19 protein-coding genes and 1 other RNA gene are annotated in these 25,773 nt (G+C 42.4%); 13 read left to right on the forward strand and 7 right to left on the reverse strand.

The window, feature by feature from the left end; translation table 11 throughout:
• Positions 1-141 precede the first annotated feature (141 nt).
• The 5 genes from lon (at position 142) to NXS07_RS08410 (ending at position 6,160) form a co-directional block, all read left to right on the forward strand.
• Positions 142-2,496 carry an endopeptidase La gene (lon, locus tag NXS07_RS08390; RefSeq protein ID WP_038191952.1) on the forward strand — a complete coding sequence of 785 codons (2,355 nt, stop codon included), beginning with the start codon at positions 142-144 and terminating at the stop codon, positions 2,494-2,496.
• Between the two features lie 241 nt (positions 2,497-2,737).
• Positions 2,738-3,013, forward strand: coding sequence for a nucleoid-associated protein HU-beta (hupB, locus tag NXS07_RS08395; protein WP_049778807.1), 276 nt, complete (start codon positions 2,738-2,740; stop codon positions 3,011-3,013).
• A gap of 181 nt (positions 3,014-3,194) precedes the next feature.
• Positions 3,195-5,066: a peptidylprolyl isomerase gene (gene ppiD, locus NXS07_RS08400; protein ID WP_038191950.1), complete on the forward strand. Its 1,872-nt coding sequence runs from the start codon at positions 3,195-3,197 to the stop codon at positions 5,064-5,066.
• Positions 5,059-5,607 (forward strand): ComEA family DNA-binding protein, encoded by a 549-nt coding sequence (locus NXS07_RS08405; RefSeq protein ID WP_413743130.1) that lies wholly within the window; start codon positions 5,059-5,061, stop codon positions 5,605-5,607. The genes ppiD and NXS07_RS08405 overlap by 8 nt, the downstream gene beginning before the upstream one ends.
• Before the next feature lie 154 nt (positions 5,608-5,761).
• Positions 5,762-6,160: an acyl-CoA thioesterase gene (locus tag NXS07_RS08410; RefSeq protein ID WP_038201152.1), complete on the forward strand. Its 399-nt coding sequence runs from the start codon at positions 5,762-5,764 to the stop codon at positions 6,158-6,160.
• Positions 6,161-6,218: 58 nt separating this feature from the next.
• On the opposite strand, the gene queC is transcribed toward NXS07_RS08410, so the two are convergent.
• Together queC and NXS07_RS08420 are read right to left on the reverse strand one after the other, a co-directional pair.
• Positions 6,219-6,917, reverse strand: coding sequence for a 7-cyano-7-deazaguanine synthase QueC (gene queC / locus NXS07_RS08415; protein WP_038191946.1), 699 nt, complete (start codon positions 6,915-6,917; stop codon positions 6,219-6,221).
• A gap of 32 nt (positions 6,918-6,949) precedes the next feature.
• On the reverse strand, positions 6,950-8,002 hold the full coding sequence (locus NXS07_RS08420) for a PLP-dependent cysteine synthase family protein (RefSeq protein WP_038191944.1): 1,053 nt from the start codon (positions 8,000-8,002) through the stop codon (positions 6,950-6,952).
• A 122-nt stretch (positions 8,003-8,124) separates the two neighbouring features.
• Between NXS07_RS08420 and NXS07_RS08425 the strand changes: the two genes are divergently transcribed.
• From NXS07_RS08425 to amtB, 5 genes are all read left to right on the forward strand, one after another.
• Positions 8,125-8,586, forward strand: coding sequence for an Lrp/AsnC family transcriptional regulator (locus NXS07_RS08425; protein ID WP_038187558.1), 462 nt, complete (start codon positions 8,125-8,127; stop codon positions 8,584-8,586).
• A gap of 67 nt (positions 8,587-8,653) precedes the next feature.
• Positions 8,654-10,402, forward strand: coding sequence for a SmdA family multidrug ABC transporter permease/ATP-binding protein (locus NXS07_RS08430; protein WP_038201146.1), 1,749 nt, complete (start codon positions 8,654-8,656; stop codon positions 10,400-10,402).
• Positions 10,395-12,179, forward strand: coding sequence for a SmdB family multidrug efflux ABC transporter permease/ATP-binding protein (locus NXS07_RS08435; protein ID WP_308686598.1), 1,785 nt, complete (start codon positions 10,395-10,397; stop codon positions 12,177-12,179). Before NXS07_RS08430 ends, NXS07_RS08435 begins: the two co-directional genes overlap by 8 nt.
• Before the next feature lie 167 nt (positions 12,180-12,346).
• On the forward strand, positions 12,347-12,685 hold the full coding sequence (gene glnK, locus NXS07_RS08440; RefSeq protein ID WP_038191938.1) for a P-II family nitrogen regulator: 339 nt from the start codon (positions 12,347-12,349) through the stop codon (positions 12,683-12,685).
• Positions 12,686-12,700: 15 nt separating this feature from the next.
• Positions 12,701-13,993: an ammonium transporter AmtB gene (amtB, locus tag NXS07_RS08445; RefSeq protein ID WP_258086541.1), complete on the forward strand. Its 1,293-nt coding sequence runs from the start codon at positions 12,701-12,703 to the stop codon at positions 13,991-13,993.
• 57 nt (positions 13,994-14,050) lie between these two features.
• Here the strand turns inward: amtB and tesB are convergent, their stop codons facing one another.
• Positions 14,051-14,911 carry an acyl-CoA thioesterase II gene (gene tesB, locus NXS07_RS08450; protein ID WP_038221975.1) on the reverse strand — a complete coding sequence of 287 codons (861 nt, stop codon included), beginning with the start codon at positions 14,909-14,911 and terminating at the stop codon, positions 14,051-14,053.
• 667 nt (positions 14,912-15,578) lie between these two features.
• Between tesB and ffs the strand changes: the two genes are divergently transcribed.
• An RNA gene (gene ffs / locus NXS07_RS08455) (signal recognition particle sRNA small type) lies at positions 15,579-15,675 on the forward strand.
• A gap of 89 nt (positions 15,676-15,764) precedes the next feature.
• Here ffs and hha read toward each other — a convergent pair.
• The 4 genes from hha to NXS07_RS08475 form a co-directional block, all read right to left on the reverse strand.
• Entirely contained in the window at positions 15,765-15,968 is a 204-nt protein-coding gene (gene hha, locus NXS07_RS08460; protein WP_010845060.1) for a hemolysin expression-modulating protein Hha, read from the reverse strand.
• A 47-nt stretch (positions 15,969-16,015) separates the two neighbouring features.
• Complete coding sequence (gene tomB, locus NXS07_RS08465) at positions 16,016-16,384, reverse strand: Hha toxicity modulator TomB (RefSeq protein ID WP_038191932.1); 369 nt, start codon at positions 16,382-16,384, stop codon at positions 16,016-16,018.
• A 601-nt stretch (positions 16,385-16,985) separates the two neighbouring features.
• Positions 16,986-20,135 carry an efflux RND transporter permease subunit gene (locus NXS07_RS08470; protein ID WP_258086542.1) on the reverse strand — a complete coding sequence of 1,050 codons (3,150 nt, stop codon included), beginning with the start codon at positions 20,133-20,135 and terminating at the stop codon, positions 16,986-16,988.
• 15 nt (positions 20,136-20,150) lie between these two features.
• A complete protein-coding gene (locus NXS07_RS08475; RefSeq protein WP_038191927.1) occupies positions 20,151-21,350 on the reverse strand; it encodes an efflux RND transporter periplasmic adaptor subunit in 1,200 nt (399 codons plus the stop codon).
• Between the two features lie 153 nt (positions 21,351-21,503).
• Between NXS07_RS08475 and acrR the strand changes: the two genes are divergently transcribed.
• Both acrR and mscK read left to right on the forward strand, forming a co-directional pair.
• Positions 21,504-22,154, forward strand: a complete 651-nt coding sequence (gene acrR / locus NXS07_RS08480; RefSeq protein WP_038201174.1) for a multidrug efflux transporter transcriptional repressor AcrR — start codon at positions 21,504-21,506, stop codon at positions 22,152-22,154.
• Positions 22,155-22,305: 151 nt separating this feature from the next.
• Positions 22,306-25,764 (forward strand): mechanosensitive channel MscK, encoded by a 3,459-nt coding sequence (gene mscK / locus NXS07_RS08485; RefSeq protein ID WP_038223864.1) that lies wholly within the window; start codon positions 22,306-22,308, stop codon positions 25,762-25,764.
• Positions 25,765-25,773 lie beyond the last annotated feature (9 nt).

The following is a 25,773-nucleotide window of genomic DNA, read 5'->3' on the forward strand; positions in this document are numbered from 1 at the left end:
ATTTTGCTTTTTGCAGGCATAGGCTATTGAATGTGAGATTCCTGTCCCCATATATTTTGTATTCTTTGAAGTGAAACTCGTGAAAACCGTGTTTCACGAGATTCCTAAAAACTGGCGAAAGCTAAACGAAGAGAGAGCTCTATGAACCCTGAGCGTTCCGAACGCATAGAAATCCCTGTATTGCCTTTGCGCGATGTAGTGGTTTACCCACATATGGTGATCCCTCTGTTTGTTGGGCGTGAGAAGTCGATTCATTGCCTGGAAGCAGCAATGGATCATGACAAACAGGTCATGTTGGTCGCGCAAAAAGAAGCATCCACTGATGAGCCGGGAGTCAATGATCTTTTCTCCGTAGGTACAGTGGCTTCTGTGTTACAGATGTTGAAACTGCCAGACGGCACAGTGAAAGTTCTCGTTGAGGGTTTGCAGCGTGCCCGTATTACAACATTGACGGATAATGGTGAGTACTTCTATGCGCAGGTTGAATATCTTGAATCCCCTGTCGTTGATGAACGTGAGCAGGAAGTTCTGGTAAGAACCGCCATTAATCAGTTTGAAGGTTATGTCAAACTAAACAAGAAGATCCCGCCGGAAGTATTGACATCATTACACAGCATTGAAGATTTAGCAAAACTGGCAGATACCATTGCTGCCCATATGCCTTTAAAAATTAACGATAAACAGACTGTTTTAGAAATGTCTGATGTTGTTGAGCGTATTGAATATCTGATCGCAATGATGGAATCAGAAATCGATCTGTTACAGGTAGAAAAACGTATCCGCAATCGCGTCAAAAAACAGATGGAAAAAAGCCAGCGCGAGTACTACCTGAACGAGCAAATGAAAGCGATTCAGAAAGAATTAGGTGAGATGGATGATGCACCTGATGAATATGAAACGTTGAGACGTAAGATCGAAGACGCTAAAATGCCGAAAGAGGCACGCGAAAAGGCCGAAGCCGAGCTGCAGAAATTAAAAATGATGTCTCCAATGTCAGCGGAAGCGACGGTGGTACGTAGCTACATTGACTGGATGGTACAAGTTCCTTGGGTTGCTCGCAGCAAGGTGAAAAAAGATTTGGTCAAGGCGCAGGAAGTGCTGGATATAGATCATTATGGTCTGGAACGCGTCAAAGAGCGTATCCTTGAGTATCTGGCAGTACAAAGCCGTGTCAGCAAAATCAAAGGGCCGATTCTGTGCTTGGTAGGGCCTCCTGGCGTAGGTAAAACCTCACTGGGCCGTTCTATTGCGCGTGCAACTGGCCGTAAATATGTTCGCATGGCGCTGGGTGGCGTACGTGATGAAGCAGAAATCCGTGGTCATCGCCGTACTTATATTGGTTCCATGCCGGGTAAACTGGTTCAGAAGATGTCCAAAATTGGGGTCAAAAATCCACTGTTCCTGTTGGATGAAATTGACAAAATGTCATCTGACATGCGCGGCGATCCGGCTTCTGCATTGCTGGAGGTTCTTGATCCTGAACAAAACGTGGCATTTAATGATCACTACCTTGAAGTGGATTACGATCTGTCTGATGTTATGTTTGTGGCAACGTCCAATTCGATGAACATTCCGGCGCCACTGCTTGATCGTATGGAGGTTATTCGTCTGTCGGGTTATACCGAAGACGAAAAACTGAACATCGCCAAGCGGCATCTACTGCCAAAGCAGATTGAGCGCAATGCTTTGAAAAAAGGTGAATTGGCCATTGATGACGGTGCGATTCTCGGTATTATCCGTTACTACACCCGTGAAGCTGGTGTACGTAATCTGGAACGTGAAATTTCCAAACTGTGCCGTAAAGCTGTTAAGGCATTGTTGATGGATAAGCAGCTTAAGCACATCGAAATCAATGCGGATAATCTAAAAAATTATCTGGGTGTTCAACGTGTGGATTATGGTCGTGCGGATACTGAGAACCGTGTTGGTCAGGTGACTGGCCTTGCATGGACCGAAGTGGGTGGTGAACTGTTAACGATTGAAACAGCCAGCGTGCCAGGTAAAGGAAAACTGACCTATACGGGTTCGTTGGGTGAAGTGATGCAAGAATCCATTCAGGCAGCCTTGACTGTGGTTCGGGCTCGTGCTGATAAACTGGGCATTAGCTCTGATTTCCATGAAAAACGTGATATTCACGTCCACGTACCTGAAGGTGCAACACCAAAAGATGGCCCAAGCGCGGGTATTGCAATGTGTACTGCGTTGGTTTCCTGCCTGACAGGTAATCCGGTTCGTGCCGATGTTGCTATGACAGGCGAAATCACTCTGCGTGGTTTAGTACTGCCTATTGGTGGTTTGAAAGAAAAACTGCTGGCAGCTCATCGTGGAGGGATCAAAACCGTCTTGATTCCAGATGAAAATAAACGAGATCTGGAAGAGATCCCTCAGAATATTATTCAAGATTTGGAGATCCATCCTGTTAAGCGCATAGAAGATGTTTTGTCTATTGCTTTACAGTCTCCTGCGTTTGGAGCAGAAGCAGTATCACTAAAGTAGTACGAAAATAGTGAGCTAACTCAAGAAGTTTGTATAAAATTTAGGTTGGCGAGTATATTAAGACTTGCCAGCCTTTTTTTGTCTTATTAAGTTAGTTTAATCCAAATATCCGATTAAATATTTTGCTGTTCCATGATTTTTTGCTAATACTGGAAGGGATTGATATAACGGCATGGCTGTCGCGTTATCCGTTAGAGATCGGTATTTGTTACGATAGTGAAACTAAATGGGGATGATAAGAGTGAACAAGTCACAACTGATCGACAAAATTGCTGCTGATGTAAATATTTCCAAAGCAGCTGCCGGGCGTGTAGTAGATGCATTCATTTCTTCGGTATCTGATGCATTGAAAGACGGTGATGATGTCGTTTTGGTAGGGTTCGGTACTTTTACTGTACGTGAGCGTGCTGCTCGTACAGGGCGTAACCCCCAGACAGGCAAAGAAATCAAAATCGCAGCAGCAAAAGTACCCGCTTTCCGCGCAGGAAAGGGACTGAAAGATGCTGTTAATGAGTAATGAATATGAAACATCCTCCCTCGCTTTGGCCATTACAGTTAAACTTAAACTGACGGGGCGGGGTTGATAGGTTAGAATATAAGCGCATCAACCAATTGGTTGATGCGCTTTTTTTCTCTTAGCGTTTGAATTAGCGTAATATGGTAGTTTCTTTTTCACTAAAGCGGAGTTTTACGTCTTTATGATGGACAACCTACGCACGGCGGCAAACGGTCCTGTGCTTAAAATTGTATTGGCTCTAATTATCCTGACCTTTGTTTTGACTGGTGTAACAGGCTACCTGTCAAGTGAAGGTGGTAATTATGCTGCCAAAGTGAATGGTCAAACCATTAGTCGTGCTCAATTAGAGCAAGCATTTCAGCAAGACAAAATTGCGTTGCAGGATAGGCTGGGAGATCAATTCTCAACTCTGTTAAGTGATGAGCAGAAAGTACAACAAATTCGACGCAATTCACTGGATCGCCTCATCACTGTTGTTCTATCAGATCAATATGCGCGTAAGCTGGGCTTGTCAGCAAGCGATGAACAGGTTAAGGAAGAGATCCGTAACCTACCTTTTTTCCAGACAGACGGTAAATTTGATAACAATAAATATCTGACCTTGCTTACCGGTGCAAACAGAAGCCCAGATAGCTTTGCTGAACAGGTTCGTCAAGATCTGATTAACCGTCAATTGATGTCGATATTGACGGGGTCAGAAATTGCTTTGCCGACAGAGATCAAACAGGAAACAGCGCTGGCCTTTCAAGAAAGAACGGTTCGTTTCGCTACACTTGAGCTGAAATCCATTGAAGCACAGCAAAAAGTGACAGATAAAGAGCTGAAAAACTATTATGACGTTAATAGCAAGAGTTTCACCGTGCCAGAAAAGGTGAAAGTCAGCTACATCAAGATGGATGCTGCGGATGAATTGAAAAGTGTCACCGTATCTGATGCTGATATTGAAAAATATTATAAAAACAATCTGCCACAGTATACACAGATCGAGCAAAAAAAATACAGCCTGGTTCAATTGGTGTCTGATGCTGAAGCTAAATCAGTTTTGGATGAATTAAAGAAAGGTGCTGATTTCAGCAAATTGGCGGCAGAAAAATCGACAGATAAATTTTCTGCTCAAAAGGGAGGAGATCTCGGTTGGATGGAAGAAAGCTCCCTACCTGATGAGATTAAGTCAGCTAATTTGATAGAAAAAGGGCAGCTTTCTGGCGTCATCAAGCTATCTGGTGGATATGCTATTTTCCGTTTAGATGATATTAAACCTCAGATAATAAAATCACTGGTCGATGTGCGTTCGGAAATAGAAAAAATCGTTAAACAGGAAAAAGCGGTTGATGCATTCTATGCATTGCAGAGAAAAGTAAGTGATGCCGCTACCAATGATAACGAATCTTTGGCTGCGGCAGAAAAGGCAGCTGGTTATAAGGCCGTGACGACTGACTGGTTTGATCGTGACCATATTCCTACTGAAATAAATTTCGATTCGGTGGTTCAGACTATTTTCTCTGGAAATCTAATCGATGATAAAGGGGCATCAGGAACTAACTCCGATGTTATTTCTGTGGATGGTGACAGAGCCTTTATTGTTCGTGTTGATGATATCAAGCCAGAAACTATCCAGCCTTACGAGCAGGCCAAAACTCAGATTGCCGAATTAGTAAAACGCCAGAAAGCTGAAAAGCAGTTGCAGCTTGAAAGTGAAAAACTGCTGGCTGTTTTGAAAGAAGGTAAAGGTGAGCAGGCATTGAAAGCAGCTGGGATTCAGTTTGGTGTCTCCACTGTGATCAAACATTTATCACAAACTAATCAGGCTACTAATGTAGCATTTACTCTGCCTCATCCTAAAGATGGCAAGTCTGAGTATGGTTTAGCCCAAGATGGGCTTGGCAACGCTGTGCTTATCCAATTGGATAAAGTTGTCCCTGGTTCTGTTTCAGAAGAACAGGTTAAACAATACATAGCGGAGTATCAGTATCAAATCGGTACTTTCATGCTGGAATCATTGATGATTAATTTGCGTGATGATGCCGAGATTAAGATGGGGCAGATTGAATAAAATTGCGAAGCTTCTCGCAACTATTTTTGCAAAACAACAATTGAAAAAGGCCACTTTCGTGGCCTTTCGCATATTTGAACCTTTCCTCTTGTCCAGAAATTCTGTTATGGCAAGCTTTCCTCCGTCAACAAAACACGGAGGAATTTATATGAAATATTTAAGGACACTATTTAATTCACTTGTTATGGTTTTTTGTATCAGTATTCCGTTATCTCATGCAATTGCAGCGGATGAATCACCTGATAAAGCTGTGAAACAATCTACCAATCAACACAAAGCTGTTATTGAAACAAGTGACGTGAAGGAGGGGAAAGAATTAGTCTCAGAAAAGGAAATACAGGGAAAAGGAAGCATCAATATCAATACGGCGAATGCTGAACAATTAGTGAAGGAACTCAATGGCGTTGGCGCCAAAAAGGCTCAGGCGATTATTGAATACCGTGAAAAATATGGCCAATTTACGGCAATTGAGCAGTTGCAGGAAGTTCAGGGCATTGGCCCTGCTTTAATAGAAAAAAATCGGGATAAATTAACCTATTGATCATCAAGCCCTCTTGGTGAATACCATGCTAATCGCATCAAGAGTCAAGAGGGCTGTGATATTGATCAAGAATAATTCATTAAATACTATTGTAATTAAAATGTTTTGCTATTGTTAATTATCTGGTCGGATGAGTTGAAAGGGGAAAATAGCAATGCGTACAATTATTAAGGTCAGGGGCTATCATATTGATCTTTTCCAGCATGTGAATAATGCTCGTTATTTGGAATTCATGGAAGAAGCTCGCTGGGATTTACTGACAGAAAGTGACACACTGACGTGGTTAAAAACTAATAATGTTGGTTTTGCCGTAGTTAATATTAACATCAATTACCGCCTGCCGGCAGTGTTCGGAGATGAGTTGGAAGTGAGGTCTAGCCTCAAGGAATTACGTAATAAAAGTGGTGTATTTTTTCAGGAGATTATACGCAGAAGTGATAATAAAGTACTCACCGATGCTTTGACCACATTTGCCTGTATTGATTTGAAGACTCAGAAGGCATTAACTTTAGAGGGGGATATACAGGAAAGATTAGAAGCATTTAAAGTTTAAAATAGTGAGAGGCTTGGCAGCCTCTCAATGATAGCGATTATTGCGTAAAATTAATTGGTTAGCTCAGATGCGTTTTGGATTTCATATCTTCCATAGTGGATTGAGTATTATTTAAATAAAGGTTTAATCCATTAGCCCGAAGGTGGCAGGCTGCACACTCACTACAGCCATCGCCTTGGATACCGTTATAACATGTGAGAGTCTGGGTACGGACGAAGTTCAATTTTTGATAATAATCAGCCAATGCCCAAGTTTCCGCTTTGTTCAACCACATCAAGGGAGTCTCAAAACGGATATCACGGGCGATGCCAAGGCAAACTGCTTTATTCAGGGCTTTGACAAATTCATCGCGACAGTCTGGGTAGCCAGAAAAATCGGTTTCACAAACACCGGTGATAACGGCTTCAGCCTCAACTTGGTAGGCATAAATTGCCGCTAGAGTTAAAAACAAAATGTTGCGGCCAGGAACAAATGTATTTGGGAGGCCACTTTTTTCACTTTCACTGAAATCCGGCACGGGAATGTTGTCTCGGGTCAGGCTGCTGATTGCAAGCTCACTCAATAAAGTAACATCAAGTACTTTGTGGGCAGCGGCACCCAGTTCTTTGCTAATACGACAAGCCACGTCAATTTCAGCGCGGTGACGTTGACCATAATCAAAAGTGACACAGTGAACTTCATCGTATTGACGGAGTGCCTGAATTAAACAAGTGGTGGAATCTTGACCACCACTGAATACAACAACGGCTCGTTTCATAATACCTACCTATTTAAATTGAAGGAGATATGTTACTCATAACCGTCTAGCTTGGGTAGTTGCGTGAGATACAGTGTGATGTCACCGATATTATTGCGAACCCATTCTGGATTGTAATAGGTATCAAGATAGCGTTCGCCGCTATCACACAGCAATGTCACGATTGCACCCTGCTGGTTGTTCTCATGCATCTGTTTGGCTAGCTGTAAAGCTCCCCAAACGTTGGTTCCTGTTGATGCGCCAGTTTTTCTGCCAATTAATTTTTCAAGCCAATAAATGGTGGCGATAGTGGCACAATCAGGGACTTGCAGCATGTCATTGATAACAGTTGGGATAAAGGATGGCTCTGCACGTGGGCGGCCAATTCCTTCGATTTTACTGCTGGTGATTCCGCGGATATCACGGCGATTTTGGTGATAACAATCGTAGAAAACAGAGTTTTCAGGATCAACAACAATCAGTTTGGTGTTATATCCCTGATAACGGATATAGCGACCGAGCGTTGCTGATGTTCCGCCAGTTCCTGCGCTCATGACAATGTAATTTGGTTCAGGAAATGGCTCCAGTTGCATTTGACGGAAAATGCTTTCTGCGATGTTATTGTTTCCACGCCAGTCAGTAGCTCGTTCAGCGTAAGTAAATTGATCCATATAATGGCCATTCAGCTTTTTTGCCAGACGTTCTGACTCGTCATAAATAAGGGCTGAGTGTTCCACAAAGTGGCATTTACCACCGTAGAATTCGATTTCCTGAACCTTGCGTTTAGCTGTACAGGAGGGCATCACGGCGATAAAAGGTAAGCCAAGCAAGCGGGCAAAATAGGCTTCAGAAACGGCGGTACTGCCGGATGAGGCTTCAATGATTGGGGTTCCTTCCTTGATCCAGCCATTACTGAGTGCATAAAGGAACAAGGAACGAGCAAGCCGATGTTTCAGGCTACCTGTCGGATGAGTGCTTTCATCTTTGAGATAAAGGTGAATCCCTGAAAACACGGGGAGATTGAGGCGAATCAGGTGTGTATCAGCACTTCGTTGATAATCAGCTTGGATGGCTTTAATGGCATTTGTAGCCCATGAAGACGACATAAATTGATCCTGAATAACAATACTTTAATGATATATAGATTACTTTTATATTGGGGGAAATAGATTGTTATTTTTCTACATTTATTATTTGCTTTTGGGAAAATTTTCTACAGGATTTGGATATGCTAGATAAAATAGACCGCAAGCTACTGGATCTGCTCCAACAGGACTGTAGCCGATCCTTGAATGCACTGGCCGAAGCCGTTAATTTGACCTCTACACCTTGTTGGAAACGGCTAAAACGGCTTGAAGATGATGGGTACATTGTCGGAAAAGTTGCATTGCTAAATGGCACTAAACTTGGGCTTAGTCTGACCGTGATTGTGATGATCAAAACTCAACAGCACAGTAGTGAATGGTATGAACAGTTTGTGGCTTTTATAAAAGAGATGCCAGAGGTTTTAACATTTTATCGAATGGCTGGGGAATATGATTACTTGATGCATGTAGAAGTTGTTGATATGAAAAGTTATGATCGGTTCTACAAACGCATGGTTAATGGAGTTTCTGGTTTGATTGATGTCACCTCTAACTTTGCAATGGAAAAAATAAAATATACAACAGCGTTACCAATACCGGATTAGATAATGCAAAAATCTTTCTGATGGAGTTAATGCTAATTCTTTCATTTTTTACTTCGGGAATAGGTTTGTGAGATTATTTTCTCAATTAAGTTGGTATTTTCTCAGCGAATGGCGCCGTTATTTTGGTGCCATTATCTTCCTTGTTATGATTGCGATGCTGCAATTAATTCCTCCCCGTTTGGTCGGAATTATCGTTGATGGCATCAGTGCAAAAACGATGTCATCCAGTCAATTATTGATGTGGCTAGGCATCATGCTGCTCATTGCGCTGGCGATATACGGTCTGCGGTATGTTTGGCGCGTATGGCTATTTGGGGCATCTTATCGGCTGGCTGTTAAACTACGTAGTGATTTCTACCAGAAATTGAGCAGCCAGAACCCTGAATTTTATTTGCGCCATAGAACCGGTGACTTAATGGCTCGTGCAACCAATGATGTTGATAGGGTTGTTTTTGCTGCGGGTGAGGGGGTGCTAACTTTAGTCGATTCCTTAGTGATGGGGTGTGCTGTCCTTATCGTGATGAGTGTGGAAATTAGTTGGCAATTAACGTTGTTATCACTGTTACCCATGCCCATTATGGCGTTGGTGATTAAACGATATGGCGAACAGCTTCACCATCGTTTCAAGTCTGCACAAGGAGCATTCTCTGCTCTTAATAACCATGCTCAGGAAAGTCTTACCAGCATCCGTATGATCAAAGCATTTGGTCTGGAAGATCTGCAATCCAGTCAATTTGAAGAAGTCGCTACTGATGCTGGACGTAAAAATATGCACGTTGCGCGCGTAGATGCACGTTTTGACCCCACCATTTTCATTGCTATTGGCGTTGCAAACCTATTAGCGATTGGTGGAGGGAGTTGGATGGTCGTGCATGGCTCTATGACACTGGGTGAATTGACTAGCTTTGTTATGTATCTGGGATTGATGATCTGGCCAATGTTGGCATTGGCATGGATGTTTAACATTGTTGAGCGTGGCAGTGCGGCATATACACGGATCCGCAGCTTGTTACAGGAGCCACTGGTGATTGATGATGGTTCTCAGTCCTTATTAGTTGAGCGCGGTACATTACAGGCAAATATCAATACCTTCATTTATCCCGCAAATGATAGATCTGTTTTACATGATGTCCGTTTTCAATTATCACCAGGTCAGTTATTGGGGGTTTGTGGTCCAACTGGTGCAGGAAAAAGCACTTTGCTTGCCTTGTTACAGCGGCAATTTGATGTCACCGACGGTGAAATTCTTTTTCAGTCACGACACGTTTCTACACTTAGATTGGAAGAATGGCGATCACGATTGGCTATTGTTAATCAGACTCCTTTCCTGTTTTCGGATACAGTCGCTGGCAATATCGCGCTAGGCCGGCCTGATGCAACTCAAGAACAAATTGAAGAAGTTGCTCGTCTGGCGAATATGCATGATGATATTTTGCGGTTACCGCAGGGCTACCAAACGGAAGTGGGAGAACGTGGCGTAATGCTTTCTGGCGGGCAGAAGCAACGTATCTCCATTGCACGTGCTCTGTTATTGGATACGGAAATTTTGATTTTGGACGATGCACTTTCTGCCGTAGATGGTCAGACAGAACATCAAATTATGAAGAATCTCAGCCAGTGGCGGCAGCAGCGTACCGTTATTATCAGCGCCCATCGGCTGTCTGCTTTAACGGAAGCTGATAACATTTTGGTTATTCAGCATGGCACGGTTGCGCAGCAAGGCCCGCACAAACAACTTATTACACAATCCGGTTGGTATTCTGATATGTACCATTATCAGCAACTTGAAGCCGAATTGGATGGTGAACATGACTAATCATGATATGCATAAGCCCAGTGTGCGCAAGCTATGGCCATCATTAAAGCGCTTGTTGTCTTACAGTAAGAATTATCGCAAGCCAATTTTGCTGGCTGTACTGATGTCATGGGTTGCTGCGTTAGCAGAAGTCAGTGGGCCACTGCTTGTGAGCTATTTTATTGACAATATGGTAGCAACGGGCAATCTTCCGCTTGATGTTGTTAGTGGGCTTGCGGTTACTTTTTTGGTATTGCAGTTTGTTGCTGCTGCCTTGCACTACTTTCAGTTCCTATTATTCAATCAGGCATCTGTGGGGATAGTTCAGAAGCTTCGTACTGATGTCATGAATTCGGCATTGCGCCAGCCGTTGAGCACCTTCGATAGTCAGCCTGTTGGGCAGCTAATATCCCGCGTGACGAATGATACTGAAGCCATTAAAGATCTGTTTGTGAATGTGATCCCTACAGTGTTTCGCTGCATTTCGTTGATCGGGGCAATGCTGATAGCTATGTTTATTTTGGATTGGCGTATGGCATGTGTTGCTTTGACAATATTTCCAGCAGTTTTGCTGGTAATGATAATTTATCAGCATTTCAGTACTCCAATTATTAGACGGGTTCGTAGTTATCTGGCTGATATCAATGACGGCTTTAATGAAACCATTAATGGTATGACAGTGATTCAGCAATTTCGCCAGCAAGCTCGTTTTGGTGAGAAAATGCTGGCGACTAATCGTGAACATTATCAGTCTCGCATGCAAGCGTTGCGGTTGGATGGCATTTTGCTGAGGCCGTTACTGAGTTTGTTTTCTGCTGCCATACTGTGTGGCCTGCTATTGTTATTTGGCTTCAAAGGAACGGAAGTGATTGGCGTGGGTGTTTTATACGCATTCGTCAATTATCTTGGGCGCCTGAATGAACCTCTGATTGAACTGACAGCTCAACAATCTTTACTGCAACAGGCGGTAGTTTCAGGGGAGCGGGTTTTTGAGTTAATGGATAGCCCACAGCAGCAATATGGCACTGATCAGCAGGCGCTGACGAGTGGTAAAATTGATATTGAAAACTTAACTTTTGCCTATCGTAATGACAAAGTTGTGCTGAGTGACATCAATCTGCATGTTCCTACACATGGGTTTGTGGCTTTAGTTGGTCATACGGGAAGTGGTAAAAGTACTCTGACTAATTTGATTATGGGATATTATCCGTGGCAAGACGGTGAAATTTATCTTGATGGTCGTCCCGTATCTTCCCTTTCTCATGCGGTTCTGCGTAATGGCGTAGCAATGGTACAGCAAGATCCTGTAGTGCTTGCAGCCTCATTTTTCGACAATATCACATTGGGGCGGGATATCAGTGAAGATAAAATTTGGCAGGTGTTGGAGATGGTTCAATTGGCTGAATCTGTCCGCCGCTTACCAGATGGTCTGAATTCAGTACTGGGAGAGCAGGGGAATACCCTTTCCGCAGGGCAAAAACAGCTTTTGGCAATGGCTCGGGTTCTGGTACAAACGCCGCAGATTCTCATCTTGGATGAAGCAACGGCGAATATTGATTCGGGAACGGAGCAATCAGTACAGCAGGCATTGCGGATGATCCGTAAACAGACGACTTTGGTGGTCATCGCCCATCGTCTTTCAACTATTGTTGAAGCGGATTCCATATTAGTGCTACATCGCGGTGCAATAGTGGAGCAAGGGCAGCATCAACAGCTACTGGCTAAGCGTGGGCGCTATTATCAGATGTATCAACTCCAACAGGTCGGTGAGACTTTGAATGAATCTATGCACGCTTAGTGTGCATAAGAGGAGTGACTGCTCTAGTCACTCCTTTTTTACTTTCCTTTCCCAGCTATTTTCTCTGATAACAAATTGATTACAGATACTTTTTAACTCTTGGCATACCCCTTGCAACACTTCTCGCACGAATGTTCCTTGCAAACACAGCAAAAAGCGGGGGAAGTATGAAACTGATTACTACCATCATAAAGCCATTTAAGTTAGAAGAAGTACGTGAAGCGCTTTCCGATATTGGTATACAAGGGATGACGGTTACAGAAGTAAAGGGATTTGGACGCCAAAAGGGGCACTCAGAACTTTATCGGGGAGCCGAATACAGCGTTAATTTTTTACCCAAAGTTAAAATTGATATTGCTACCCATGATGAGCGAGTAGAAGAAGTCATCCATGTCATACAGCAGTCTGCATTCACTGGAAAAATGGGGGATGGCAAGATTTTTATCTTTGAGTTACAGCATGCTGTCCGTATCAGGACGGGTGAAACGAATGATGCAGCATTGTAAATAGGGAGATGGAAAATGAAAAAACAACTTTTATCCATAACCAGCATCATTGCGGGGATTATCGCTAGTGCACCTTCTTTTGTGTTTGCTGCGGGAAGTACTTTCGATAAAGCTGATACTGTATTCATGCTGGTAAATACGGTACTTGTGCTCTTTATGACTATACCTGGCATAGCCCTGTTTTATGGGGGATTGCTGCGTCGTAAGAATGTTTTGTCATTAATGTCACAGGTGATTGTTAGCTTTTCCTTAGTCTGTGTACTTTGGGTAGTTTACGGTTATAGCATGACTTTTGGAACGGGTAATCGTTTTTGGGGTGGGTTTGAGCAGGTCATGCTGAAAAATATATCGATAACTGATTTGAATGGCAGTTTTTATCAGCTGATTCATGTTGTTTTTCAGGGGGCATTTGCCTGTATCACCGTAGCTTTGGTTGTTGGGGCTTTATGCGAAAGAGTTCGTTTTTCTGCACTGTTAATTTTTAGTGTGTCATGGCTGACAGCTTCCTATATTCCTATGGCGCATATGGTGTGGGGAGGAGGCTGGCTTGCTCAGGATGGTGCATTGGATTTTGCTGGAGGAACTGTCGTTCATATTAACGCAGCGGTTGCAGGATTGGTCGGTGCTTATTTACTTGGAAGGCGCTCAGGATTTGGTAAGGAAGCTTTTAAACCTCATAACTTACCAATGACTTTTATTGGCACTGCGATCCTTTACATTGGCTGGTTTGGTTTTAATGTTGGTTCTGCTGGTGCTGTAAATGCCATCGCAGCACTAGCCCTTATAAATACGATGGCGGCAACAGCAGGCGCGGTATTGTCATGGGTTTTTTCTGAATGGCTATTCCGTGATAAGCCTTCTCTTTTGGGAGCATGTTCTGGTTGTATTGCGGGTTTGGTGGCAATTACACCCGCAGCGGCAACAGTTGGTATCGGTGGTGCGCTTATCATTGGACTGATTGCGGGGGTTGCCGGTTTATGGGGCGTGGTGGTATTAAAACGCTGGTTACGTGTTGATGATGTCTGTGATGTTTTTGGAGTACATGGCGTATGTGGCATTGTTGGGTGTTTATTAACGAGTATTTTCACTGCATCCGCTTTAGGGGGCACTGGATTTCCAGAAGATATGACAATGCTAAGACAGATCGGCGTGCAGATCATTAGTATATTGGTTTGTATTGTCTGGTCAGCTGTGGCTGCTTATCTGTCATTCAAGATTGCTGATCTGGTGGTTGGGTTGCGTATTAGCGTTGAATCTGAAAGGGAAGGCTTGGATATTACTTCTCATGGCGAAAGTGCTTATAACTGATCATATCTTCCATCTTTGAAACTGTCGTGTGCCGTAGATATAGTACGGCACACAATATTATTTTCGTTTGCGGATCACCCCTTCCTGAACGGCAGACGCGATGAGTACTCCTTCACGGGTATAGATATGCCCACGAACAAAACCACGCGCTCCTGATGCTGATGGGCTTTCTATGGAATAGAGTAGCCAGTCATCCATTTTGAATGGACGGTGATACCACATAGAGTGGTCAATTGTGGCGATCTGAATATCTTTTTCCATGAACCCAATACCATGAGGCTGTAATGACGTAGGCAGGAAATTAAGGTCTGAAGCATAGCCCAGTAGGCAATGATGAATGAACGGATCCTCCGGCATTTTTCCATTACTGCGGAACCAGACATAACGAACGGGCTCTTCTGGTGACTTATTGAAAGGACTATAAAATTTAATAGGTTTCACTTCCAGAGGAGGTAGAACTGAAAAAGCATCTTTTAGCTTACTGGGGAGTAGATGAAAGATATTTTTAGCAATTTCTTGCTGAGATGCTAACTCTTCAGGAGGAGGTACTTCAGGCATGGAACACTGGTGTTCAAAACTTTCTTCAGGAGTTTGAAAAGAGGCTGTCATGTAGAAAATAGGCTTACCATTCTGTATTGCACTGACTCGGCGAGCGCTGAAACTTCTCCCATCACGTAATATTTCAACATCATAAATAATCGGTTTATGGCTATCCCCTGGACGCAGAAAATAGCTGTGGAAGGAATTAAGCATTCGATCATCGGTAACAGTTTGTTTTGCTGCATATAGCGCCTGACCAATCACTTGTCCGCCGAAAACTTGAGGAAATCCTAAATCTTCACTCTGTCCTCGGTAAATTCCTTCTTCGATTTTTTCTAGATGTATCAGGTTAATTAAATTTTGTAATGCCTGACTCATAATGTGCCTTTGCTTTGGTAATAGCGGTTAAAAACGTATAAAACAACAACAGTACATTAAGGAACAATAATAAATTTTCATTTATTAGTAAATAAATAGATTGAATTGTAAATAAAATTTATCTTTATGTTTTTATTGTGAAATCGAATTATCACTATTAACTTTTTCAATGCTTATCAAATAATGCGAATTATATTGTCATTGTTTTTTATACTTATTTTTTGTTTTTGTGGTTCATGGAAGGACGAATTTATGATTTATATGTGTTTGTTTTTTAGATTTAATAAAAATTTATATCTGATTGAAGAATTATTTCTTTTGATTATTTAGTATATTTATTTATATTTTTGCCTATTGATGGTTCGTATGCTATGTGTCTGATTTGCCATAGTAGCAGGATTGTCGTGGGTTCTTAACGAGGTTGAAGAAATCGAACATAACACTGATAAGCAGAAAAACAACATTTTACTTAGAAAAGATATTTGATTGTGGGAAAATAAAAGGCTTTGAGTTTGTGTCAATTCTAGTTAGTCAGTGACATTTTGATGTTTTTTACATCTATATGGGCAATAAATCAGCATCTGAATGGCGCGGCCTTGCTATTTCGCGATATATGAAAGATAATGCCTATCGCTTTGAAGTTTGAAGCTAATTTCAATGGGGGCTCTGTTGGTTCTCCCGCAACGCTAACTTGTTAACTTGGTCAGATCTGGAAAGAAGCAGCCATAGCAGGGGATGTGTGTGCCGGGATGTCGCTGGCAGAGCCCTCACCCGTTTTGAATTCATAATCTGTTTATATAGTGAGCCGATAATGGTTACCGGCTTTAATTACTTCCTATCTGATCACGACAACTTAGCGGACAAATTTCCAAACAGATGATGGGATCTTATCATAAAGCTTATTCATAGTGAGTTCAGCTAAGCGGTGGTCAGCAGCGGAGTAGAACAATTCAAGTTCATCATCCGAAAGCTCATATTTATTTTTTTCAATTACACGTTCCAGTGTTTCAATAGAAGTGCATTTTCTCAAACGCATCAGATAGTCAGTTTTAGTCATGGTCGCCTTATCTTATTTGGTATAAAAAATAGTTAGGAATATATTTATCAGGTTTTGCTCAAACAGGCATTCAAATCATGCAACAGAATGTTAGTTAAGTGTTCGTTTGTTTTTTGCCATTTTGTAAGTTCAAAAAAGCTTATCTTATCACTCCCGAACAAATTATATGTTTCATCCAGATATTCATCAATTAAGGTACTGAGATTGTAGTTATCTGCGTATTTAATTTTAAAACTCCAGACGAATGCTGCAATGTGCTCGATCAATTCGTTTAGTTTTAAGCTTTTTTCGGAAGTCAGATCGTTAATCCAATGATTATCAGCGCGATTTAGCACTGAAAATGCCTCGTGAATTAAATTTTCACATAAGTATTTTAATTCAACAATATCATGTCTTCTTGGTGAATATTCATCCATAATCACCCCTGTAACAACGCACGGCTTATTTGGATTAAGGATTATACATAACAATTATTATAGCCATTCTTTTAGAATATGGCCTATCAAAACATGATTATTATTTATTAATATTAAAGACCTATTTCTAGCATCTGCCAAGTGAGTTTTTAACGATGACTAACTTACACTTAGTTCTGGCAAAAGGCTAGCACTCTACTAAAAAGGATAGCGATATTCACATATGTCATTAAACATATTGGATTATACTAATATAGTAGACGTTGTAGCAATAGCACTGGGATCATTATAGGTGATTGTATTGCGACTTTCAAAATCAATATAATGCTATTATTACATATGTCACCATCAAGATGGAACACTTTTTACCATTAAAGGTGTAATCAGAAGAAAAATATGGCAAGTTACTAATTTATCTTCTATTTATTATAAAAAACAGAAAGATATTACTTTTAAACGCAGGGTATCTTTCATAAGTATTTATTTTAATTAGATTATAAGGTTGTCGTTGTAGATATTGAGAGATTGATTATTTGTTGTCTGAAGAGATTTAGGCCCATTTAAAAGGCCACATCAGTGGCCTTTGGTTAAATTTTTGAATTTAGTGATGGGTCGAAATATGTTCGACATCCTCACTTTTTTTACTGAAACGGCGTTTGATGACAACGAAGAATACTGGGACAAAATAGATTGCTAACGATGTAGCTGCAATCATACCGCCCAATACGCCTGTCCCTACGGCGTTTTGTGCACCAGAGCCAGCACCATTGCTCAATACTAGAGGCATAACTCCAAGCATAAAGGCTAAAGAAGTCATCAGAATTGGGCGTAAACGCATTTTGACAGCATCTAGAGTTGCTTCTATCAGCCCTTTGCCTTCTTTCTCTATCAGATCCTTGGCGAATTCTACGATAAGTATGGCGTTTTTCGCTGACAGACCTATTGTTGTCAACAGACCAACTTTAAAGTAGACGTCATTGTCCAATCCACGAATTGACGTTGCCAGCAATGCACCAACAATTCCCAGCGGGACAACTAACATGACAGAGAATGGAATGGACCAGCTTTCATACAGAGCTGCCAGACAGAGGAACACGACAATCAATGACAGCGTATATAGGGCTGGAGCCTGATTGCCGGATAGACGCTCTTGATAAGACATGCCAGTCCAGTCATAGCCAATGCCGCTTGGTAGTTGTGACGCAAGTTGCTCCATGAAAGCCATTGCATCACCGGTACTTTTCCCTTTAGCAGCTTCACCCACGATTTCCATTGATGGCAAACCGTTATAGCGTTCCAAACGCGGTGAACCATAAACCCACGGATCTTTGGATATGTCTATGAATGCAGAGAATGGAACCATTTCACCATGGTGGTTACGGACATATAACTTACTGATATCGCCTGGCAACATACGGTGAAGTGCATCAGACTGAATATAGACTTTTTTGACGCGGCCACGGTCAATAAAGTCATTGACATAAGCTCCACCAAACATCGTACTTAGTGTTGAGTTGATGTTTTCGGTGGAAACGCCCAGTGCTTCCGCTTTTTCTTTATCGATATGGATACGGTATTGAGGCGTATCATTCTGACCATTAGGGCGGACACTCGTGAGCATATCAGGGTGGCTTTGAACCATGCCAAGCAACTGGTTACGTGCTTGGGTTAATGCTTCATGCCCAAGGTTCCCTTTATCAATCAACTGGAAGTCAAAACCACTGGCAGACCCTAACTCTACAATCGAAGGAATATTAAACGCAAATACGATACCTTCCTTGATTTGTGAGAAATGTGCATTCGCACGGCCAACAATGGCTGGCACCTTGTTTTTGTAGTCTTTGCGCTCATCCCAGTCTTTTAAGCTGACAAAGACTAAACCTGAATTCTGCCCCTGGCCACTGAAACTAAAACCGTTAATGGTGAATACAGATTTAACAATTTCCGTTTCTTTGGTATGGAAGTAATCATTGATTTCATCCAATACTTTTTGTGTTTGATCCTGAGTTGAACCAGGTGGTAGCTGAACCATCGCAAGCAATACACCCTGATCTTCTTCTGGCAGGAAGGAAGATGGCATACGGGTAAACATAAAGGCCATACCTGCGATCAATACAATATAGATCAACAAGTAGCGTCCAGTACCACGCAGCATGCGGCCTACACTATCGGTATAATGGTGGGTGCTCTTTTCAAACAGGCGGTTAAACCAGCCAAAGAAACCCGTTTGAATACCATGGCTACCTTTAGCAACGGGTTTGAGCATTGTGGCACACAGTGCGGGAGTCAAGATTAACGCCACCAGTACAGACAGTACCATCGCTGAGACAATGGTGATCGAGAACTGACGATAAATTGCGCCTGTTGCTCCACCGAAGAATGCCATTGGCACAAAAACCGCAGAAAGTACCAACGCGATACCGACCAGAGCGCTCTGAATCTGTCCCATTGATTTTCTGGTGGCTTCTTTTGGTGGTAACCCTTCCTCCTGCATGACGCGTTCGACGTTCTCCACGACAACAATGGCATCATCCACCAGCAGACCGATGGCAAGTACCATGGCAAACATGGTTAATGTATTGATGGAGTAACTAAATGCGGCAAGGATGGCAAATGTACCCAGCAATACAACCGGAACCGCGATAGTTGGGATTAAAGTGGCGCGGAAGTTTTGCAGGAACAGGTACATGACGACAAACACCAGCAGGATGGCTTCTGCTAACGTTTTCACCACTTCGAAAATAGAAATTTTAACGAATGGCGTAGTGTCGTACGGATACACGACAGTCAACCCATGTGGGAAGAATGGTGCCATCTCAGCCAGTGCTTTTTTGACGGCTTTTGAGGTATCTAACGCGTTGGCGCCGGTAGCCAGTTTGATACCGATCCCTGCTGCTGAGTTACCATTGAACCGACCAATGATGCTGTAGCTTTCAGCTCCAAGTTCAACGACAGCGACATCTTTCAGGCGAATGTGTGAACCATCGCGCTTCATGCGCAGCAGAATATTGCTGAATTCTTCAGGAGAGTTCAGACGGGTCTGAGCAATAATCGAGGCATTTAAACGCTGTCCAGGAACAGGTGGGGTTCCTCCTAACTGCCCGGCTGCAACTTGGTTGTTTTGAGCTTTAATGGCAGTGATGACATCCTGTGTGGTCATTTTATAGTTGAGCAGCTTGTCAGGATCGAGCCAAATACGCATAGCATACTGGTTACCAAACAACATCGTTTCACCCACACCACTGACGCGGCTCAATGGGTCTTTGACACTGGCTCCAACATAATCGGCGATATCATCCTGAGTCATGGAACCATCTTCAGAAATGAAACCTGCCACCATTAAGAATGAGTTGGTTGTTTTATCAACACTAATACCTTGTTGTTGAACTTCCCGAGGCAATAGGGGCATTGCCAATTGCAGTTTATTCTGTACCTGTACTTGGGCGATATCTGGATCTGTGTTCGCTTCAAAAGTTAACGTAATACTCATACGCCCAGCAGAATCACTGTTGGAAGCCATATATACCAGATTATCGATGCCGTTCATATTCTGTTCAATAACCTGGGTTACCGTATTCTGTACCGTTGTTGCGTCAGCTCCTGGATAAACCGCAGAAATGGAAATAGAAGGTGGTGCAATTGCAGGGTATTGCTCCACGGGTAATTTCATTATCGCCAATAGACCAGAAAGCATGGTGATAATCGCAATTACCCACGCAAAGATTGGTCGATCTATAAAAAACTTAGGCATGAATCACCAACTCCTTTATTGAGGCTTTTTAGCAGGCTCAGTTTGATTGGCTGTGAGCTTAGCATCCAGATCAGTTTCCGTTGGTTTAACGGTGACTCCCGGAGCAATTTTCTGCAATCCTGTGACTATTACTCTATCTCCGGCTTTCAAACCTTCTGTGACCAGCCACTTATTACCGATTGCCTGAACAGCATTGATATTGCGTAATTCTACTTTGTTATCCTTATCGACAATCAGCGTAGTTGCCTGGCCACGAGGTGTTCTGGTAATTGCTTGCTGAGGAACCAAAATCGCATTTTGTCGCACGCCTTCCTCCAGTTTGGTACGGACAAACATGCCAGGAAGCAGCTCTTCATTGGGGTTTGGGAAAACAGCACGCATAGTGATAGAGCCTGTTGTTTCATCAACTGTGATATCTGAAAACTCAAGGTAGCCTTCCTGACTGTACTCTTTACCTGTATCAGTGATTAGGCGAGTTTTGGTTTTACCACCTTCTTTATGAACTGTTCCTTTGGCTATTTCATTTTTAAGACGTAAATAGTCATCGCTTGACTGGGTAATATCAACATAGATAGGATCCAGTTGTTGAACCGTTGTCAGGGCGGTTGGCTGCCCGCCAGAAACCAAAGCTCCTTCAGTGACAGTGGATTTACCCGCACGCCCAGAAATAGGTGAGGTCACTTTGGTATACGCTAGATTGATTTTGGTACTTTCCAGCGCAGCTTTGGTAGACAGCACTTCTGCGGCTGCTTGAGCATGCTCAGAATTTGCTTTATCAAATTCCTGCTTACTCACATATTGTGTACCCAGTAATGATTTATAACGGTCAACGGTTGAACGAGACACTTTCTCATTGGCTTGTACCCTGGATAAATTTGCCAAGGCTTTGTTGTAGTCTGCCTGATAGGTTGCTGGATCTATCTGGTATAACGACTCACCTGCGGCAATATCACTGCCTTCTTTATAGTTACGTTTCAGAATGATGCCACTGACTTGGGGACGAACTTCCGCAACACGATAAGCAGAAGTCCGCCCAGGTAATTCTGTGATCACAGTCAGAGGTTCTGCTTTCAGCGTTACAATACCCACTTCAGAAGCATGCTCGCCAGCAGCCCCTTGCTGAGAATTTTTGTTGTCATTACATCCTGAGAGAATGAAGCTGCCTGAAAGTACCAGTAGTGTGGCCAGAGGCAAAACCCCTCTGTTTTTTCGCATAAGTAAACCTCAATTTTTCAATGTAGACGCTTTAAATCTAGCTAGTGCTAACGAGTGAAATTATTACTTTATTGATTGAGAGTGCTATAGTACAAACATACATGAATGTATGTAAATCAGCCTCAAGTCAAAAACAAAGTTTATGGCACGAAAATGGCACGAAAAACTAAACAACAAGCAAAAGAAACCCGCCAACAGATTATAGAAGCCGCGATAAAGGTATTTTCTGAACGTGGAGTTTCTGCAACTTCATTGTCAGATATCGCGATTGCAGCCGGTGTGACGCGTGGCGCAATTTATTGGCATTTCAAAAACAAAATCGATCTGCTTTCTGCTGTTTGTAAAATGCACGAAAATAAAATCGACGAGTTAGAGAAAGAGTATCAAGCAAAATATCCGAATAATCCACTCCTTGCATTGAGATCTCTGTTGATTTTTCTGTTAAAAATGATGATTGATGATTCTAGGAATCGACTACTGATGGAAATTTTTTTCCACAAATGTGAGTTTGTTGGAGAAATGATTTTATTGGCTGAGAAGCTTAGAGGATTATGTATTTCCGATTATAAAAAAATTGAAAATATTTTGGGGGCTTGCATTCAGTCGGGAGAATTGCCTCATGATCTTGATCTCAGGCGTTCTGCCATCATGCTGAAAGCGTTGATGACAGGAGTACTGGAAAACTGGTCATTCGCACCGGACAGTTTTAATATTCAGGAACAATCGACGTATCTGGTGGATGGTCTTATTGATACACTCAAATATAGCCACCACTTGCGATGTAACGAGGAAAATAAGTTTTAAATCACAGGAGCAAATGTCGATGGAATCTATTCTTAGTGTTATCATTTTAAAATTGACGCTATCAGGAAGGTCTGAACCATAAAATCGGTCATAACCTCCTGATATTCAGTGCTATCATTCCATTATCTGCAAATGATGAGTAGATGAATTCATGGTTCCATTTAACCGATACTTGGGTATTTTTCTCAATAAGCGGGTCTTATGCGATAAAAGGCCCGATACATTATATTTTCGTTTTGTTTTCACGGCGAGCCTGTTTTTCCTTCTGTTATTTTTCTTTTCTCCTGCAATGGCAGCATTTAGCAGTGAAACACCAACCCGCAATGATATTCAAAATCAGCTTAAGATCCTGACAGAGCGTAAGGAACACACAGTTGAGGAGAAAACATCGATAGCTGATTTGGAAAAGGCGCTCTATTTCTTTGACAAAATAGATCAAGTTAAGCTGGATTCCGATTTACTTAAAAAAAACTTACAGGACTCTCCGCAGAAATCACGTCAAATCACGGCCGGATTGGAAAATCTGAAAAATAACGCCCAGCAGGATGAGAATGATTATAAACAAACGCTGGAAACGTTGTCGCTGAAGCAACTTGAATCCAAACTGAACAGTACACTGAATAGCTTGCAACGAGCTCAGGAAAATCTTGCTAGCTACAATAGCCAGTTAATTGGGCTACAAACCCAGCCGGAGCGGGCGCAAAATCTACTGTTCCACAATGTACAAAGATTGCAGCAAATCCGTAATCAGCTCAACAATGAGCTGACAGAGCTGCCAGAATCGCGTTATCCCCAGCTTGATTTATTGCGTGTAGAACAATCTTTTCTGATGCAGCAAAATGAATTACAAAGGGCATCTCTACAGGCAAATACACAACTACAGACGCTTTTGCAGCAGCAACGTGATTACACTTCTTTCCAAATTGATCAATTAGAACGTTATGTTCAATTTATTCAAAATGTGGTGAGCGGAAAGCGTTTGATTGTTTCTGAAGAAACAGTAAAAGAAGCGCAGAATTCAGATGATACTAATTCTCATATTCAGTCTAACCCGTTGGTTAAGGAAGAAATCCAGACCAATCGCGAACTCAGTGAGCGGCTGATTGCTGAAACGCGGGAGAGTAACCAACTGGTACAAAAAAATATTCGCGTTAAGAACTTCTTGGATAGAGCCATCCAATCTGAACGTAATCTTAAAGAGCAGGTTAAAGTATTACGTGGCAGTTTATTGCTGTCGCGTATCCTGTTTCAGGAACAGCTCAAGGTACCGCAAAATGTTCTGACAAAGGATTTGCCGATAAAAATTGCTGATCTGCGTTTGGAGCAATTTGAAATTAACCAGCAACGCGATAAGCTTTACCAGCTTAATGATTATGCCAATCAGTTATTGAACCTACATTCAGATGAGATAAAACATGAATCTAAGGAAGCAGTAGGTGAAATTCGTAATGCTATCGAACAAATTCTGGAAATTCGCCGTGAGCTTTTGAATCAACTCAATAACCAGTTGGGAAATCAAATTACACACGCCATCAATTTACAGATGGATCAGCAACAATTGCTGGATGTCACCCAATCGCTGGAACAGACGCTTGTCCAACAGATCTTTTGGGTCAACAGCAATAAACCAATGAACCTGGCCTGGTTGAAATCTTTGCCTGATTTAATTCAGGAAGAGCTGAGCCATCTGAATATTCATTTGACTCTCAGTGGCCTTGCCACAGGATTAAAGAATTCCATTCACTTTGTCATTCCCCTTTTGCTGGTCGGCCTGTTTTTACGCTGGCAGACAAAAGGCATTAACGAGCAGTTAAAGAAAATTTCTGATGAGGTGGGGCAACTGCGTCGGGACAGCCAGTTGCACACCCCATTAGCATTAATTCTGACATTGGTAAAAACATTACCACTTGCTCTTTTAATTTTGGCGATAGGCTACTGGTATTCGAAATCAGGGGATGATTTAGGTGATTTAATATGGAGCTTTTCGCGACAATTGGCGCTTTTCTGGATTATGTATCGATGTAGTTACCAAATCCTCGCCAAAGATGGAATAGGAGAGCACCATTTTTCATTGAACAGAGCGGATTACACTCTGTTCCGCAAAAATCTTGTGCGGTTGTCGATTGTATTGCTGCCGATACTGTTTTGGATAACTTTGGGGGTCAAACACCCGTTACGTTTGTCTGATGATGTGATTGGTCAGTGCACGGTGTTAATTTGCCTGCTCTTCGTTTTCATTTTTATTTTTCCATTCTGTCGTCAGGTATGGCGTGTGAAAAGTTCACATATGATCCGAACCATGGTGGTGACGGCATTGACTTTTGCACCTCTTGTTCTGATGGTGCTTATGGTATCCGGTTATTTCTATACAACCCTGCGTTTGGCTGAACGTTGGCTCTACAGCCTTTACCTGCTGTTCCTCTGGCATATTTGTTATCAGGCTTGTTTACGGGGATTGGGAATTGCCGCCCGCCGCATTGCCTATCGCCGGGCAATTGCCCGGCGTCAGGCTCAGGCGAAAGAAGGGGCAGAAGGAGACGTAGTGGAAGAGCCGCCAATGGAGCTGGAGCGCATTAACCAGCAATCATTGCGTTTGACCACGATGGTGCTGTTTTTGATTTTTTTGGGCGCGTTTTACTGGGTTTGGTCTGATTTGGTGACAGTATTTTCCTACCTTGATGGGATTAATCTGTGGCAGTACAGCACGACAACAGAGCTGGGGAATGTCCTGCAACAGGTTACCTTGAAAGATTTGGGGATTTCTATGGCAATGCTGGTGATTTCATGGGTAATGATGAGAAACTTGCCGGGCTTATTAGAAGTGTTGGTATTGTCTCGTTTACAGCTACAGCAGGGTTCTTCTTATGCGATTAAGACGACTCTGACTTACTTGATCATTGGCGTCGGTGGGATCAGTGCATTGGGAACCTTGGGGCTTTCGTGGAATAAGTTACAGTGGCTGGCGGCGGCTCTTTCAGTCGGTTTAGGTTTTGGTTTACAGGAAATCTTTGCCAATTTCGTATCAGGTCTGATCATTTTGTTCGAACGTCCTGTTCGTATTGGGGATACTGTGACGATAGGCACTTACTCTGGCTCAGTCAGTAAGATCCGCATCAGGGCGACGACAATTACAGATTTTGACCGTAAAGAAGTGATTATCCCCAATCGTGCTTTTGTCACGGAGCGTCTGATTAACTGGACACTTTCTGACACTATCACACGTATTATCATTAAAGTTGGCGTTGCGTATGGCTCTGATCTGGATAAGGTAAAAGAAGTTCTGCTTAAAGCGGCCAAAGATAACCCTCGTGTTATGAATGAACCGATACCACAGGTTTATTTTATGAGTTTTGGCGCCAGTACATTGGATCATGAATTGAGGCTATATGTGAAAGAGTTGGGAGATCGTAGCCATACTGTGGATGAAGTTAACCGCAATATTGATAAGCTATGTCGGGAAAATAATATCAATATCGCATTCAATCAGTTGGAAGTGTATTTGCACAATGGGCAAGGCAATAGTCTGCAAGAGGTACAGAAGGCATTGAACGGTGGGAGCCACCATTCAGATGGGAAGGTATCTCCTGGCGATCAGCCACTTTTACCTTAAAAGACATGT

Source organism: Xenorhabdus bovienii (assembly GCF_024721015.1).
Taxonomy (GTDB): domain Bacteria; phylum Pseudomonadota; class Gammaproteobacteria; order Enterobacterales; family Enterobacteriaceae; genus Xenorhabdus; species Xenorhabdus bovienii.

Coding starts and splice junctions, on each gene's coding strand:
- lon (WP_038191952.1), top strand. CDS start 142: ATGAACCCTGAGCGTTCCGAACGCATAGAAATCCCTGTATTGCCTTTG.
- tesB (WP_038221975.1), bottom strand. CDS start 14,911: ATGAGTCAGGCATTACAAAATTTAATTAACCTGATACATCTAGAAAAA.
- NXS07_RS08475 (WP_038191927.1), bottom strand. CDS start 21,350: ATGCGAAAAAACAGAGGGGTTTTGCCTCTGGCCACACTACTGGTACTT.
- NXS07_RS08410 (WP_038201152.1), top strand. CDS start 5,762: ATGCGTACAATTATTAAGGTCAGGGGCTATCATATTGATCTTTTCCAG.
- glnK (WP_038191938.1), top strand. CDS start 12,347: ATGAAACTGATTACTACCATCATAAAGCCATTTAAGTTAGAAGAAGTA.
- queC (WP_038191946.1), bottom strand. CDS start 6,917: ATGAAACGAGCCGTTGTTGTATTCAGTGGTGGTCAAGATTCCACCACT.
- amtB (WP_258086541.1), top strand. CDS start 12,701: ATGAAAAAACAACTTTTATCCATAACCAGCATCATTGCGGGGATTATC.
- NXS07_RS08435 (WP_308686598.1), top strand. CDS start 10,395: ATGACTAATCATGATATGCATAAGCCCAGTGTGCGCAAGCTATGGCCA.
- NXS07_RS08420 (WP_038191944.1), bottom strand. CDS start 8,002: ATGTCGTCTTCATGGGCTACAAATGCCATTAAAGCCATCCAAGCTGAT.
- NXS07_RS08425 (WP_038187558.1), top strand. CDS start 8,125: ATGCTAGATAAAATAGACCGCAAGCTACTGGATCTGCTCCAACAGGAC.
- tomB (WP_038191932.1), bottom strand. CDS start 16,384: ATGGATGAATATTCACCAAGAAGACATGATATTGTTGAATTAAAATAC.
- ppiD (WP_038191950.1), top strand. CDS start 3,195: ATGATGGACAACCTACGCACGGCGGCAAACGGTCCTGTGCTTAAAATT.
- mscK (WP_038223864.1), top strand. CDS start 22,306: ATGGTTCCATTTAACCGATACTTGGGTATTTTTCTCAATAAGCGGGTC.
- NXS07_RS08470 (WP_258086542.1), bottom strand. CDS start 20,135: ATGCCTAAGTTTTTTATAGATCGACCAATCTTTGCGTGGGTAATTGCG.
- acrR (WP_038201174.1), top strand. CDS start 21,504: ATGGCACGAAAAACTAAACAACAAGCAAAAGAAACCCGCCAACAGATT.
- hha (WP_010845060.1), bottom strand. CDS start 15,968: ATGACTAAAACTGACTATCTGATGCGTTTGAGAAAATGCACTTCTATT.